Annotated in this window: 10 protein-coding genes; 7 read left to right on the top strand and 3 right to left on the bottom strand. The window is 73.4% G+C overall.

Features of this window, described 5'->3' with window-relative positions; translation table 11 throughout:
* Positions 1–12: 12 nt before the first annotated feature.
* Positions 13–2,178: a glycosyltransferase family 4 protein gene (locus DAA34_RS04530; protein ID WP_106817795.1), complete on the top strand. Its 2,166-nt coding sequence runs from the start codon at positions 13–15 to the stop codon at positions 2,176–2,178.
* 85 nt (positions 2,179–2,263) lie between these two features.
* On the opposite strand, the gene DAA34_RS04525 is transcribed toward DAA34_RS04530, so the two are convergent.
* The 3 genes from DAA34_RS04525 to DAA34_RS04515 all read right to left on the bottom strand — a co-directional run bounded on the left by DAA34_RS04525 (position 2,264) and on the right by DAA34_RS04515 (position 6,307).
* A complete protein-coding gene (locus DAA34_RS04525; RefSeq protein ID WP_106817794.1) occupies positions 2,264–4,525 on the bottom strand; it encodes an acyltransferase family protein in 2,262 nt (753 codons plus the stop codon).
* Complete coding sequence (wecB, locus tag DAA34_RS04520; RefSeq protein WP_106817793.1) at positions 4,522–5,616, bottom strand: non-hydrolyzing UDP-N-acetylglucosamine 2-epimerase; 1,095 nt, start codon at positions 5,614–5,616, stop codon at positions 4,522–4,524. Before wecB ends, DAA34_RS04525 begins: the two co-directional genes overlap by 4 nt.
* 145 nt (positions 5,617–5,761) lie before the next feature.
* Positions 5,762–6,307, bottom strand: a complete 546-nt coding sequence (locus DAA34_RS04515) for a YceI family protein (protein WP_106817792.1) — start codon at positions 6,305–6,307, stop codon at positions 5,762–5,764.
* A 151-nt stretch (positions 6,308–6,458) separates the two neighbouring features.
* Here DAA34_RS04515 and DAA34_RS04510 point away from each other — a divergent pair, with 151 nt between their 5' ends.
* The 6 genes from DAA34_RS04510 (at position 6,459) to DAA34_RS04485 (ending at position 14,085) form a co-directional block, all read left to right on the top strand.
* Positions 6,459–7,142 carry a hypothetical protein gene (locus DAA34_RS04510; protein ID WP_158707611.1) on the top strand — a complete coding sequence of 228 codons (684 nt, stop codon included), beginning with the start codon at positions 6,459–6,461 and terminating at the stop codon, positions 7,140–7,142.
* Positions 7,143–7,209: 67 nt separating this feature from the next.
* A complete protein-coding gene (locus tag DAA34_RS04505; RefSeq protein WP_199847420.1) occupies positions 7,210–9,090 on the top strand; it encodes a glycosyltransferase family 4 protein in 1,881 nt (626 codons plus the stop codon).
* The gene (locus DAA34_RS04500) at positions 9,080–10,342 is read left to right on the top strand and encodes a nucleotide sugar dehydrogenase (protein WP_106817790.1); all 1,263 of its coding nucleotides are present in this window, start codon (positions 9,080–9,082) and stop codon (positions 10,340–10,342) included. Before DAA34_RS04505 ends, DAA34_RS04500 begins: the two co-directional genes overlap by 11 nt.
* The gene (locus DAA34_RS04495) at positions 10,339–11,241 is read left to right on the top strand and encodes an ABC transporter permease (protein ID WP_106817789.1); all 903 of its coding nucleotides are present in this window, start codon (positions 10,339–10,341) and stop codon (positions 11,239–11,241) included. Before DAA34_RS04500 ends, DAA34_RS04495 begins: the two co-directional genes overlap by 4 nt.
* On the top strand, positions 11,228–12,952 hold the full coding sequence (locus DAA34_RS12650; RefSeq protein WP_325027420.1) for an ABC transporter ATP-binding protein: 1,725 nt from the start codon (positions 11,228–11,230) through the stop codon (positions 12,950–12,952). The genes DAA34_RS04495 and DAA34_RS12650 overlap by 14 nt, the downstream gene beginning before the upstream one ends.
* Positions 12,949–14,085 (top strand): glycosyltransferase, encoded by a 1,137-nt coding sequence (locus tag DAA34_RS04485; RefSeq protein ID WP_199847419.1) that lies wholly within the window; start codon positions 12,949–12,951, stop codon positions 14,083–14,085. Before DAA34_RS12650 ends, DAA34_RS04485 begins: the two co-directional genes overlap by 4 nt.
* Positions 14,086–14,238 lie beyond the last annotated feature (153 nt).

The raw sequence follows: 14,238 nt of genomic DNA, 5'->3' as shown, positions 1-14,238 counted from the left end.
AAGGCCCGACCGATGGCCATCGACCGCCAGACCGTCCGCACCCAGGGGCGCCGCGTCGTCCGGAAGGTCGCCCGCACGGTGCCCCTGTCGGCCCTCGCCTCCCTCCCGGCGCAGGGTGGCCCGCTCGGCCACCGCGCGCTCCTGGCGCAGGCCCGCCTCCTCCTGGGGACCCCGGACGGCACGGAGCGCGGCCTGGCGCTGCTGCAGTCCGTCCCCGACAGCGCGCGGGACGGCGCGACCCACGCGCTCATGGCCCAGGCGCTCGTCGACCTGGGCCGCCCCGAGCAGGCGCGGGTGCACGCCGAGTCCGCGCTCGCCGACGGCACCCCGAACGTCCAGGGGGTCGTCACCGGGCTGCGTGTCGCCCGAGCGCTCAAGGACTCGGCGCTCCTGGGCCGGATGCAGGACCTCGCGACCCGGGCCGTCCCCCGGGACGCCCGCGAGGCCGACCTCCTCGTCGTCTTCATGCCGACGGACGACACCGACCTCGCGGCGCGGTTCGTCGAGAACGCCCGGACCCGCTGGCCGGCCGACGTCGACGCCACCGCGCTGGCCCGCTACGAGCTCGAGACGGCGATCCTGTCCGCCGGGGACACCGAGCAGCAGCTCGAGACCGCCCGGCACCTTGCCGCGCAGAGCGCCGTCGGCCTGCGCGCCGCCACCCGGGTCCTCCCGGACCTGCACGCGTGGGAGGCGCTGCGCGAGATCTGCCGCGCCGCCCCCGCCGAGCACGTCGAGCAGCTCTACGTCCGCCACGCGCAGTCCGCCGCGAGCCGTGCGCTGCGCGCCGGCTGGGTCGAGACGACGGCAGCGATCTGCGAGCGGCTCATCGAGACGGCCCCGACCTCCCGCCAGGTGCGCCGTCTGCACCAGGAGGCGCTCGACGTCATCCACACCGCGGAGGTCGGGTGGCCGGTCGACGCCCCCCGACCGCGCGCCTACGAGCCCCGCCCCCGGGCCGTCCTCTCGCTCCTGGCCCAGTCGCTGCCGCACCGCTCGGGGGGCTACGCGACCCGCAGCCACGGCGTCATCACGGGCCTGGCCGCCCTCGGCTGGGACATGGAGGCCGTGACCCGGCTCGGCTTCCCCTACGACCGGTCGGACCCGAAGGACCGCACCGAGGTCGAGCCCTTCGACGTCGTCGACGGCATCACCTACCGTCGGCTCCTCGAGCCCGGCGAGCGCGTCTACGACGACAGCCCCCTCGCGCCGTACATCGAGCGCTTCGCGCGCCGTCTCGAGGACGAGGCCCGCCGCCACGGCGCCGCCCTCATCCACGCGAGCAGCTTCCAGAACAACGGCCTCGCGGGTCTGCGGGCCGCGCGCCGCCTGGGCATCCCGTTCGTCTACGAGATGCGCGGGCTCGAGGACCTGATGAAGGTCTCCCGCCGCCCGGCGTTCGCGACGACGAGCGCGTACCGCTGGATGACCGGCCTCGAGACGCACATCGCCCAGCAGGCCGACCTCACGTTCGTCATCACCGAGGCGCTGCGCGAGGAGATGATCCGCCGGGGCGCCCCCGCCGACCGACTCGTCGTCCTCCCCAACGGCGTCCACACCGCGCAGTTCGAGCCCCGCCAGCCCGACCAGGCACTCATCGACGAGCTCGGGCTCGCCGGGAAGACGGTCATCGGCTACGCCGGCGGGCTCGTCGACTACGAGGGCCTCGACCTGCTGCTGCGGGCTGCGGCCACGCTCAAGGCCGAGCGGGACGACTTCGCGGTCATCATCGTCGGCGACGGGCACATGGAGCCCCACCTGCACGCCCTGGCCCGCGACCTCGACGTGAGCGACGTCGTCCAGTTCACCGGCCGGGTCCCGCACGCGGAGGTCGCCCGGTACATCTCGATCTTCCAGATCACCCCGTTCCCCCGGCTGCCGCTGCCGGTGTGCGAGCTCATCAGCCCGATCAAGCCGTTCGAGTCGATGGCGATGGGCAAGGCCGTCATCTCCAGCTCGGTCGCCGCGCTGACGGAGATCGTCGAGGCCGACGTCCGCGGCCTGGTGTTCGAGAAGGGCGACGCGGACGACCTCGCGGCGAAGATCCGCACCTACCTCGACGACCCCGCGCTGCGCGAGCGGCTGGGCCGCCAGGCCCGCGAGTGGGTCCTCGCCGAGCGCGACTGGTCCGACATCTGCCGCATCGTCGACGGCCAGTACCACCGCCTCCTCGACTGACCCTCCGCCGCGGGAACCGCAGCGCCCCGCCCCGGTCGTCCGGGGCGGGGCGCTGCCGCGTCGGGCGACGCGCCGCGGCGCCTGCTCAGGTCGCGTCGCTGCCGGTCGGCACGTCGTCGAGCGTGATGTCCTGCGGCGTGCGCTTCGTCAGGCCGAGGCGGGCGAGGTAGCGGTAGATCATCGGCGTGAGGGTCCGGGCGTAGCTGGCCGTGACGTGCGTGCCCTGGCGGTAGAGCAGCGTCCCGTCGATGACGGCGGGGCAGACGTCCGACCTCTCCGGGCACATCCACGGGTTGAGGTCGAGCACGGGCACGCCGACCCCCTTCGCGGCGGCCGTGAGCGCGGGGGTTCCGCTGCCCTCACGGGCGCCGTCGGTGGCGGGGAACGCGCAGGCGAGGTAGTCCCCCGGGTGGGCGTCGACGCAGTCGTAGACCTTGCTGCTCGGCGGCGTGGGGTTGTCGGCGAGGACGACGACCTTCGTCCCCATCTGCTGGACCTGGGAGAGGACGTCGACCATCCCGTCGACCCGGTCGCCCCGACCACCGGATCCCTGCGAGGTGACGAGGATGTCCGGGGGGCGCTTGCGCATCGCGGCGACGGCGCTGCGGCCGAAGGCGTTGCAGTCCTCCTTCGCCCCCGACGAGGTGAAGGTGCACGAGGACTTGAGGTAGAGGTCCAGGCGCCAGCCCTCGTCATTGGCGATCGCCTTGAACGCCGGGAACCACTGGCCCATCTTGCTGTCCCCGGCGATCGCGATGACCTTCTCGGCCTTCGGGTCGCCGTACGAGCACCGGGTGCGCACCTGCGAGTCGCCGGGCTTCACCTGGCAGTCGTCCGCGTAGTAGCTCGGGACGTCCTTGGGGGCAAGGGCAGGGTCGGGCGTGACGCGCCCGCTCGTCGTGAAGACCGCCTGCGGGTCGGCCCGTACCGTCCACTCCTTCGCGCCGGGGTCGGCGACGAGACCGCGCGAGCCGGCGGTCGCGGCACCCCGGTCGTAGACCGGCACGGTCCGTCTGACGGCGTAGCCCGAGAGGCCGGTGACGAGCATGGCGGCGAGGCCGAAGGCGATGCCCCGGACGGCCCGAGCGGCGAGCGCCCGGTTGAACCGGATGGGGTCCTCGATCACGTGCTTCGTCACCCACGCCAGCGCCAGGGACAGCAGCCCGATCGCGGCGAGCCCGGGCCAGGAGATCGCCGGCCAACGGGTCTTCGCGAGGATGATGAGCGGCCAGTGCCATAGGTAGATCGCGTACGACAGCCCGCCGATCCACGTCATGGGGGGCAGCGACAGCAGTCGCGCGACGGCCGTGCGCTGCCCGAAGCGGGAGCTGCACCCGGCGGCGATGATCGCCGCGGCCCCGAGCGTCGGCAGGAGCGCCAGGTGGCCCGGCCACGGACTCTTGCTCGTGAGGACGACAGCCGACCAGCCGATGAGCACGAGCCCGGCGAGGGCGAGCGCCTGGGCGGCCCAGCGGCCGAGCCCGTGGAGGCGGACGACGAGGAACGCCAGGAGCGCGCCGATCGCCAGCTCCCACACGCGGGTCGTGGTCCAGAAGTACGCGGTCGCGGGCTCCGCGCGGGTGTGCAGGACGGAGTGCCCGAACGACGCCAGGGCCGTCGCCGCGAGCATGGCGGCGAGGACCGGCTTGGCCTTGAGCCGCGCACGCCGCGCGAGGAACAGCCCCACGAGGATCATCAGCGGCCAGACGACGTAGTACTGCTCCTCCACCGACAGCGACCAGTAGTGCTGCAGCGGCGAGGGTGCCGAGTCCTCCGCGAGGTAGTCGACGCTGCGGTTCGCGAGCGCCCAGTTGACGACGTAGAAGGTCGACGCGACGACGTCCGTGGCGAGATCGCCGCGCGCCGCTCGGGGAAGGACGAACCACCCGACGACGGCGGTGAACAGCAGCACCGTCGAGGCGGCGGGCAGCAGACGCCGGGCCCGCCGGGCGTAGAAGTCGCTGATCGAGACCGTGCCGGTCTTCGTCGACTCGCGCAGCAGGAGCGAGGTGATGAGGAAGCCGGAGATGACGAAGAAGACGTCGACCCCGACGAACCCGCCCGGCAGCCACGGGAGCCCGAGGTGGTAGAGCAGGACGGTCCCGACCGCGATGGCCCGCAGGCCCTCGATGTCACCCCGCAGCGCGGTCCCGGCGTGGGACCGACGGGCTGCGGTGACCTCCTCGGACGACCGGGCGACGCCGACGCCGTCCTCGGACCGGTCGTCCGCGACCGCGCCACCGACGGACGCGGGGACAGCCGGTCGACGACGGGCCCGGCGGGCGGCCTCGGCGCGGGCGGCCTTGACCTGAGCCCGGCTGGTGAACTGGGTGAGGTCCTCGGTCACGCCTGCGCGTGCTCCCGGAGCGTCGCCATGACGACCTGCGCGATCCGCTCACCAGCATGCCCGTCCCACAGCGGGGGCGTCGGCCACTGCGCAGCGCGCCCGGCGGCGAGGACGGAGCGAACCTCGTCGGCGAGGGTGTCCCGACGGACGAGCCGGTTCGTGCCGTGGGTGATCGTCACCGGGCGCTCGGTGTTCGGGCGCAGCGTGAGGCACGGCACGCCGAGGATCGTCGTCTCCTCCTGGACGCCGCCGGAGTCGGTGACGACGCCCGCGGAGCCGGAGATGAGCCCCATGAACTCGATGTACCCGAGCGGGTCGATGACGCGCATGCCGTCGTGGCCGAGGAAGCCGGCCTCCTCGAGACGTGCCCGGCCGCGCGGGTGGAGCGGGATGACGACCTGGGCCTGGTCGGCGACGGCGTGCATCGCGGCGACGAGCTCGCGCACGTCGTCGGGGTCGTCGACGTTCCCGGGGCGGTGGAGCGTGGCGACGAGGTAGTCGCCCTCGATCCCGACCTCGGAGCGGACCGCGGCGGGGTCGAAGCGCTCCTTGTTCTTCAGGAGCGTGTCGATCATCGGGTTGCCGACGAAGTGGATCTTCTCCGGCGCGACGCCCTCGTTGCCCAGGTGGGCGACGGCGTCGACGCTCGTGGTGAGGAGCAGGTCGGAGAGCCGGTCGGTGACGAGCCGGTTGATCTCCTCGGGCATCGTCATGTCGAAGGAGCGCAGACCAGCCTCGACGTGGGCGATCGCGATGCCCATCTTCGAGGCGACGAGGGCGGCCGCGACGGTCGAGTTGACGTCGCCGTAGACGATGACCATGTCGGGACGACGGTCCTCGAAGAGCTCCTCGAGCGCCTCCATGACCTTCGCGGTCTGGCGCCCGTGGCTGCCGGAGCCGACGCCGAGGTTGACGTCCGGCTTCGGGATGCCGAGCTGCCGGAAGAAGACGTCGGACATCTTGTCGTCGTAGTGCTGCCCGGTGTGGACGAGGAGCTGCTCGACCGGCTGCTCACCGAGAGCGGCGAGGACGGGAGCGGCCTTGGGGAAGTTCGGGCGGGCGCCGGTGACGTGCACGACGAGAGGTGCCATGGGGACCTTCCACGGGGGGTCAAGGGGTCGAAACAGTCTTGCACGGGGGGACCGGTGGGACCGGTCGACCGCCGTCGGCGCGCCCCGGAGCACGCCGCAGGCCCCGGCGTCGGGTGGACGCCGGGGCCTGCGGGAGCGACGAGGCTCAGGCCTGCTTGATCGCGGAGACCTCGAGCTCGAGCTGGATCTTGTCGGAGACGAGGACGCCACCGCTCTCGAGCGCGGCGTGGAAGTTGACGCCGTAGTCCTTGCGGTTGATGGTCGTCGAGCCCTCGAAGCCGATGCGCTCGTTGCCGTTCGGGTCCGTCGCGGCACCCTGGAAGTCGAGGTCGAGCGTGATCGGGCGGGTGGTGCCCTTGATCGTCAGGTCGCCGGTGACCCGGAGGGCGTCCTCGCCCGCCTTCTCGACGGAGGTGGAGGTGAAGGTCATCTCCGGGAACTCCTCGACCGAGAAGAAGTCGCCGGTGCGCAGGTGGCCGTCGCGGTCCGCGTTGCGCGTGTCGACCGAAGCCATCTGGACCGTGACGTCGATCTTCGCGTCGGCAAGGTCGGGACCGGTGACGGCCTGGCCGGAGTACTCGGTGAACGAGCCACGCACCTTGGTGACCATCGCGTGACGGGCGACGAAACCGATCTGCGAGTGGGTGGGGTCGATGACGTAGGTGCCGTTGAGCTGGTCGAGCGTGGTCATGCGGTGCTCCTTGGGGTCGGAGTTGTTGGTTGAATGTTCAACAAGTTCTCACGAACGCACCCCGCTGTCAAGGCGGCCCGCGCGCTGGTCACGAACTGGTCTCGATCCTGCGCGGGACGGCCGCGGGGGGGTGGCGCGAGACCCTCGTCTCATGGGACGGACCGCATCGCCAGTGACCGCCATCGTCGCTGCGGGCGTCGGCGCGCTCGCCGTCGCGGGGTGCAGCACGCCCACCGCGAGCACGCCACCAACCTCGACGACGGTCGGTTCCCCCGCAACCACCACGACGGCTGCGACGTCTGCGCAGGCGGTCGACCCCGGTGTCCGGGCCTACCATCCGAAGCTGCTCCGACCCCGACCCACCACCCCGTCCGACCCCCGCGTGGACGCGGTCGTCGTCGGTCGGGTCGTCACGGTGCGCCACGACGCCCGCAGCGGCGAGGTGGACTCCTTCATGGCGGTCCACGAGGTCACCGTCGAGGTCGAGGACGTCCTGCACGGCGACCTGGGCGGTCTCGACAGCGTGACCGTCGGCAACGGGATGTACGAGTGGGCCGAGGGCGGCGAGAGCAGCGCCCAGGACGCGCGTCGACTGACCGAACCGGGTGAGCCGTGGCTCGAGCCGGGCGACGAGGTCGTCCTCGTCGTGGGCACGCAGTCTCCGTCCGAGTCCGTCGGCGGTCGGCGGCACACGGCCCACGGCGCCGCGGGCACCTACCGCGTCGTCGACGGTCGCGTGTCGGGGGCTCCCCGCACCGCCTCGATGCAGGAGGCACCCGGGCTGCCCGCGCTCCTCGTCGGCCGGACCACCGACGACCTCGCCTCGTCCCTCTGACGACCGCTGGCGCCACCCCCTCCGGTCGTGCCACGGCGCGGAGCGACCGGCCCACTAGGGTGGAGCGGTGACCTCCGCGCCCCGCCGCGCCGCCACCGTGCTGCGCAACGCCCCGGTGACGGCGTCGGTCCTCGCCCGGCACGTCGGGCGCGACCGGTGGAAGGCCACCTCCGTCCTCCTGCGGGGCCTGCCCACGGGGGTCCGCGCCCGCCTCCTGGCCCGACTGGCCGACCCGACCGTCCTGCGCGCGCTCGCCCTCGACGCCGACGGGGACCGCCCCGCGGCCCGGGCCCTCCTCGCCGAGCTCGCGACCACGGCGACCGGCGCACCGCTGCGCGACGTCGTCGCGGCCGCCGCGACGATCCACGAGATCGACACCGCCGAGACCGCGCTCGCGCGGGTCCCCGTCGACGACCCTGACCGCGCCCGCCTCACGGCCCTGTGCCTGCTCGAGCGGGGCCGGTACACCGAGGCGCTCGACGTCCTCGACACCCCGAGCGGCGCCCGGTCCCGCGCTCGGTCGGCCCTCGCCACCCGGCTGCGCGGCGAACGGGACCTCTTCGACGTCGCCGCCCGCGTCCGGCGAGCCGGCGGCCCGGCGACCCGACGGCCCGGTGCGCGCCCGGTCGAGCGGCTGCGGGTCCTCCACGTCGTGACCAACGCCCTGCCCGAGGTGCAGGCCGGGTACACCCTGCGCACCCAGGGCATCGCGCTCGCCCAGGCCGCGGCCGGGCACGACGTCCACGTCGTCACCCGGCTCGGCTTCCCCGTCGACATCGGACGGGTCGCCGCGGAGCGCACCGTCGACGTCGACGGGATCACCCACCACCGGCTCATCCCGGGCCGCCCGTTGCCGCTGACCGCCGCCGGGCGGCTCGACGCCGGGGTCGAGGCCCTCGCCGAGCTCGTCGCCGACCTGCGCCCCGACGTGCTGCACGCCCACAGCAAGCACGACAACGCCCAGCTGGCGCTCGCCGTCGGCGCACGGCTGGGGATCCCCGTCGTCTACGAGGTGCGGGGGTTCCTCGAGGAGACGTGGCGCAGCCGCGGCGGGGCGACCGATGCCGACGAGTACGCCCTGGCCCGAGCCGCGGAGGACGCGTGCATGGCCGCCGCCGACCACGTCGTCGCCATCAGCGAGTCGCTGCGCGCCGACGTCGTCTCCCGGGGGGTGCCCCCCGAGCGGGTGAGCGTCGTCGCGAACTCCGTCGCCGACATCTTCCTGCAGCCGCTGCCCCCCGCGGAGGAGACCGCCGCGCTGCGCGACTCGCTCGGCATCCCGGCCGGGCGCACCGTCTTCGGCATCGTCAGCACCCTCTACGACTACGAGGGCCTGGGGACGCTGATCCGCGCGCTGGACCACCTCGTCGAGGAGACGACCCCGCACGACGCCGGCCCGCACGTCCTCCTCGTCGGGGACGGCCCCGAACGGGCGGCGCTGGAGGAGCTCGCGGCCGACCCGGCGCACCCGATGCGGGCCGGACGGGTCACCTTCGCCGGACGGGTGCCCCACGCCCGCGTCCGGGAGTACCACGCCGCGATCGACGTGTTCTGCGTCCCGCGGTGGGACTCCCCCGTCACCGCTCTCGTGCCCCCGCTCAAGCCGCTCGAGGCGATGGCCAGCGGTCGACCGGTGATCCTCTCCGACCTGCCCGCCCTGCGCGAGCTCCTCGCCGACCCCGACGCCGGCCTGCTCGCCACTCCGGACGACCCGCGATCATGGGCCGCAGCGATGACCTCCCTATATGATGCGGCGGATCGACGCACCCGGGGGAAGGCCGCCCGGGCCTGGACCTCGGAGCACCGCACGTGGCGGGCCGCGGTCGAGACCTACCGCCGGGTGTACGCCGGCATCGGCGCCGCTGCCGACACCCCGACCAGTGCCTGCACGACCACCGACACCGAGCCGCACGGCCCGGACGAAGGAGACACGGACCATGACGGCTGACGTCGCGATCATCGGGCTGGGCTACGTCGGCCTGCCGCTGGCGCAGGAGGCCTCCCGCGCCGGCCTGGGAGTCCTCGGATACGACATCTCGCAGCGCGTCGTCGACGGTCTCAACGAGGGCCGCAGCCACGTCGACGACCTCTCCGACGACGACATCGAGCAGATGCGCCAGGCGGGCTTCCGCGCGACGACCGACGCCGCGGAGATCGGCGGCGCGAAGACCGTCGTCATCTGCGTCCCCACGCCCCTGTCGGAGGACGGCGGGCCGGACCTGCGGCCGGTCGAGTCCGCGGTCGCCACCATCGCCGAGAACCTCCAGCCGGGCATGCTCGTCATCCTCGAGTCGACGACCTACCCGGGCACGACCGACGAGGTCGTCCGTCCCGTCCTCGAGAAGGGCGGGCTCGTCGCCGGCACCGACTTCCACCTCGCCTTCTCCCCCGAGCGCATCGACCCGGGCAACGAGACGTTCGGCGCGAAGAACACCCCGAAGGTCGTCGGCGGGCACAGCCCGGCATGCACCGACGCCGCCGCGGCGTTCTACGGCCGCTTCGTCGACACCGTCGTGCGTGCCAAGGGCACCCGCGAGGCCGAGACGGCCAAGCTGCTCGAGAACACCTACCGGCACATCAACATCGCCCTGGTCAACGAGATGGCGCGCTTCTGCCACGACCTCGGCATCGACCTGTGGGACGTCATCGCCGCCGCGAAGACCAAGCCCTTCGGCTTCCAGGCGTTCTACCCCGGCCCCGGCGTCGGTGGGCACTGCATCCCGATCGACCCGAACTACCTCAGCTACAACGTCCGGGCCAAGCTCGGCTACCCGTTCCGCTTCGTCGAGCTCGCGCAGGAGATCAACGCGACCATGCCCGCGTACATCGTCCAGCGGGCGCAGAACATCCTCAACGAGGACGCGAAGGCCCTCAAGGGTGCGACCGTCCTCCTCCTCGGCGTGACGTACAAGCCGAACATCGCCGACCAGCGCGAGAGCCCGGCCGTCCCGCTGGCCCAGCAGCTGCTCGCCAAGGGCGCGGTCGTGACCTACCACGACCCGCACGTCACGGAGTGGACGGCCGCGGGCGACCAGGTCCAGCGCGTCGAGGACCTCGAGCAGGGGGTCCGCGAGGCCGACCTGACGATCCTCGTCCAGAACCACCGGGAGTACGACGTCGACGCCCTCGCCTCCCAGGCCGTCGCCTTCTTCGACACGCGTGGCGTCGCCGCCGACGGGGAGAAGGTCCAGCGCCTGTGACCGAGGCGGTCGCCCGACCGCGACCGGTCGCGCCCAGCCCGCAGGACGCGGAGGCCCTCGCCCACAAGAACGGCCTCCGCGTCCTCGGCCGTCGCCCCCCGCTGCCGACGTACCTGCGGGACGTGTGGCGCCGTCGATCCTTCCTGTGGACCCTCTCCTCCGGGCAGAGCTACGCGAAGAACCAGCAGAACCAGCTCGGCCAGCTGTGGAAGATCCTCGACCCGCTGCTGCTCATCGGCAGCTACTACCTGATCTTCGGCGTCATCATCGGGACGACGAACGGCACGGGGAACAAGATCGGCTTCCTGTCGGTCGGCGTCATCATCTTCGGCGTCATCTCCGCGTCCGTCACCTCCGGCTCGACGTCGATCGTCAACAACACCAACCTCGTCCGGGCGCTCCACTTCCCCCGCGCGATCCTCCCGCTGTCGGTCGTCCTCACGCAGTTCATCGCCCACATCCCGGCGTTCCTCCTGCTCCTGGGGGTCATGGTCCTCACGGGCGAGCACCCGACGCTCCACTGGCTCCTGCTCCCGGTCGCCCTCGGGCTCCAGGCGATGTTCCTCGCCGGGACGGCGATGATCGGGGCGCGGCTGGTCAACCTCTCCCGCGACCTGGGCAACCTCATCCCCGTGGCCATCCGCGTCCTGCGCTACCTGTCCGGGGTCTTCTTCCCCGTCGCCGCGGCCGCCGAGCGCATCGGCGGGATCGGCGGCAGCGCGATCGAGTACCAGCCCTTCGCGCTCGCGATGACCACGGTGCGCGAGGCGCTGATGAGCAGCCCCGGGTACGAGTTCCAGCCCGTCGCGTGGATCGTCTTCGCCGCGTGGGCGGTCGGCACGCTGATCGTCGGGACCGTCTTCTTCTGGTGGGACGAGGCGAAGTATGGCCGCGGCTGAGCCGGCGTCCGGACCGGACGGCGCGACGGCGGCGCCCCGCGCGACCGTCGTCGTCTCCCACCTCGACGTCACCTACCGCGTCACCGGCGCCGGCCGGCCCGCCGGCGACCGGAGCGCCCTCGACCGGCTCCTGCGCCGGGGCGAGCCGGCTCCGGGGCGGGTGAAGACCGTCGAGGCCGTCAAGGACGTCTCGTTCGTCGCTCACCACGGCGAGTCGATCGGCATCATCGGCCGCAACGGCTCCGGGAAGTCGACCCTGCTGCGGGCCGTCGCCGGGCTCATCCCGCCCTCGGGCGGCCAGGTGTGGGTCGCGGGCGAGCCGGCCCTCCTGGGCGTCAACGCCGTCCTCATGGGCAAGCTCACGGGCGAGCGCAACATCTACCTCGGGTGCCAGGCGCTCGGCCTCACGAAGGCCGAGATCAAGGAGCGCTTCGACGAGATCGTCGACTTCTCCGGCATCGGCGACGCGGTCTACATGCCGATGTCGACGTACTCCTCGGGCATGGGGGCGCGGCTGCGGTTCGCGATCTCCACGGCCGCCCAGCCCGACGTCCTCATGGTCGACGAGGCGCTCGCGACCGGTGATGCCGACTTCCGGGCGCGCAGCGGGGAACGCATCGCCCAGATGCGCGAGAACGCCGCGACGGTCTTCCTCGTCTCGCACAGCAACTCGACCGTCCGCGAGATCTGCGACCGCGCGCTGTGGATGGAGGCGGGCGAGCTCCTCATGGACGGGCCCGCCGAGGAGGTCCTCGCGGCGTACGAGGCGACCCTGCCCAAGCGCCGCAAGAAGAGTGCGCCGCCGGAGGACCCGACGGTGCCGGGCGTCGAGCGCTGGGCCGGTCGCAACCGCTGGGAGACCGCCGCCGAGCTGTCCCGCCGGACGCACGGCCCGGGCGTGGACACGGTGCTCCTGGCGACCGGTGCCGATGCCGGCACCCTGCTCACCCTCGTCCCCCCGGCGACCCGCCACCGGTGGCCGGTGCTCCTCGTCCAGGCCGGGGTGGTCCCCGAGGTCACCCGGACCGAGCTGGCCCGCCTCGCCCCCCGTCGGGTCGTCCTCGTCGGCCCGGCGATGCCGGAGGTGACGGCGCAGCTCGTCGAGCTCGGGATCGACGAGGTCGAGACGTGGGAGGTCGAGGACGCCACGCAGGCCTCGCTGCGCGCGGCCGAGGAGATGGTCGACGACACCCCGCACCCGCCGTACGTCCTGCGCGACAGCCAGCGCCGGCTCGCCGTCCCCCTCGTCCTGGAGGCCGCGCGGTCGGGCTCGCCGCTGCTCGTCCTCGACCCCGACCTCGACGACGACGGGGTCGTGGAGCTGCTCGGCGAGTGCGTCCCCAGCGGGGTCGAGGCGATGGTGGCTCCCGAGACGATGTCACCGGAGCTGCGGCAGCGCCTCGTGGGGCGCGCCGTGAAGCTCGACTGGGAGCCGCTGGAGAAGGCGTTCGTCACGCGGTCGACGGCTGCCGACGACGAGGGTCCGGTGGAGACCGCGTACGTCGTCGCGACGACCGGGGCGGTGGAGACCGTCCTGGGCGCCGCGGTGGCCGCCCTCGACGCCGGCGCGCCGTTCCTCGGGGTGACGAAGGACGACGTGCCCGACGCGACGGTCGAGGCCCTGCGCCGGCTGCGTCCGGGACGGATCGTCGTCCTCGGTGACAGCCCCTCGCCCGGCGTCCTCAAGGCCCTCGGGGAGCTCGTGCCGTGACCCGGCCCCTGCGCTGCCTGTCCGTGACGGTCGTCCACCGACCGGACGACAGCCGCGTGCGGACCCGGCTCGTCGGCGCGCTGCTCGACGCCGGCTGGGAGGTCGTCCAGGCGGCCCCCTTCGGCGCGTTCGACCTGCCCCTCCACGGTGGTCCGGACGGGCTGACGACCCTCGACCTGCCTCGCGCCCGGGGTCGTCGCCGCGGCGCCGCGTGGCGGGCCGTCCGGGCCCTGCTGCGCGAACGGGCCGGGGAGTTCGACGTCGTGCTCGCCCACGACCCCGAGATCCTCACCGCGGCGGTCGGGCTCGGGATCGACCACCTCGTGTGGGACGTCGAGGAGGACACGGCGGCCACGTTCGTCGTCAAGGAGTACCTGCCGAAGCCCGTGCGGGGGCTGGCAGCGAGCGCCTGGCGGGCGTTCGAGCGGGTGGCCGAGCGGCGCTGGTCGCTGCAGCTCGCCGACCACGCGTACGCCGCGCGCTTCCACCGGGAGCACCCGGTCGTGACGAACACGGTCGTCGTCCCGACGTCGGTGACGCCCGTGGGCGACGACCGGGTCGTCTACCTCGGCACCGTGACGACCGCCCGCGGGTGCACGGAGATGGTGCGGCTGGCCGAGATCCTGCGCGAGGCGACGGCCGGGGACGAGCGGCCCGTGCGGCTCGACGTCATCGGGCACGCCGCCGATGCGGCCTCGGAGGAGATGCTCACCAGGGCGCGTGAGCAGGGTCTGCTGACTTGGCGGGGGTACGTCCCGAGCGAGGAGGCGCTGCCGCTGCTCGACGGCGCGCTGTGCGGCATCTCGCTCCTGCACGACCTGCCGAACTACCGACCGAGCATGCCGACGAAGGTCGTCGAGTATCTGGCGCGGGGCGCCCCCGCCGTGACGACGCCCCTGCCCGTCGCGGTCGCCCTCGTCGAGGCGAGCGGCGGGGGCCTGGTCGTGCCCTTCGAGGACCCGCAGGCCGCGGCCGACGCGATCCTCGCGCTGCGCGCCGACCCCGAGCGGGCGGCGTCGATGGGGGCCGCGGGGCACGCCCACGTCGCCGAGCACTACGACTGGGCCACCCAGGGGCCGGCGTTCGCCGCCTCCCTCGCCCAGGTCGCCGCGGAGCGTTCGCCGCTGCGGTGACCCGCGCTCTCCTCGCGCCTCGCCAATCGACTCGTGGTCACCGGATCCGATGACTGCGAGCAGATTCGGTGCGCGCGAGGCGACCGGCAGACGCCAGCGCGCTCCCTCGACCCCGGCGGAGCGGCCCCGTCACCCGCCAGGACGGTCCGGTGA

This window comes from Janibacter massiliensis (genome assembly GCF_900289115.1).
Lineage (GTDB): Bacteria > Actinomycetota > Actinomycetes > Actinomycetales > Dermatophilaceae > Janibacter_A > Janibacter_A massiliensis.
Note: the sequence above shows the minus strand (reverse complement) of the source record. Positions and strands in the feature narration are given on the sequence as shown.

Coding starts and splice junctions, on each gene's coding strand:
- DAA34_RS04515 (WP_106817792.1), bottom strand. CDS start 6,307: ATGACCACGCTCGACCAGCTCAACGGCACCTACGTCATCGACCCCACC.
- wecB (WP_106817793.1), bottom strand. CDS start 5,616: ATGGCACCTCTCGTCGTGCACGTCACCGGCGCCCGCCCGAACTTCCCC.
- DAA34_RS04530 (WP_106817795.1), top strand. CDS start 13: ATGGCCATCGACCGCCAGACCGTCCGCACCCAGGGGCGCCGCGTCGTC.
- DAA34_RS12650 (WP_325027420.1), top strand. CDS start 11,228: ATGGCCGCGGCTGAGCCGGCGTCCGGACCGGACGGCGCGACGGCGGCG.
- DAA34_RS04500 (WP_106817790.1), top strand. CDS start 9,080: ATGACGGCTGACGTCGCGATCATCGGGCTGGGCTACGTCGGCCTGCCG.
- DAA34_RS04510 (WP_158707611.1), top strand. CDS start 6,459: ATGGGACGGACCGCATCGCCAGTGACCGCCATCGTCGCTGCGGGCGTC.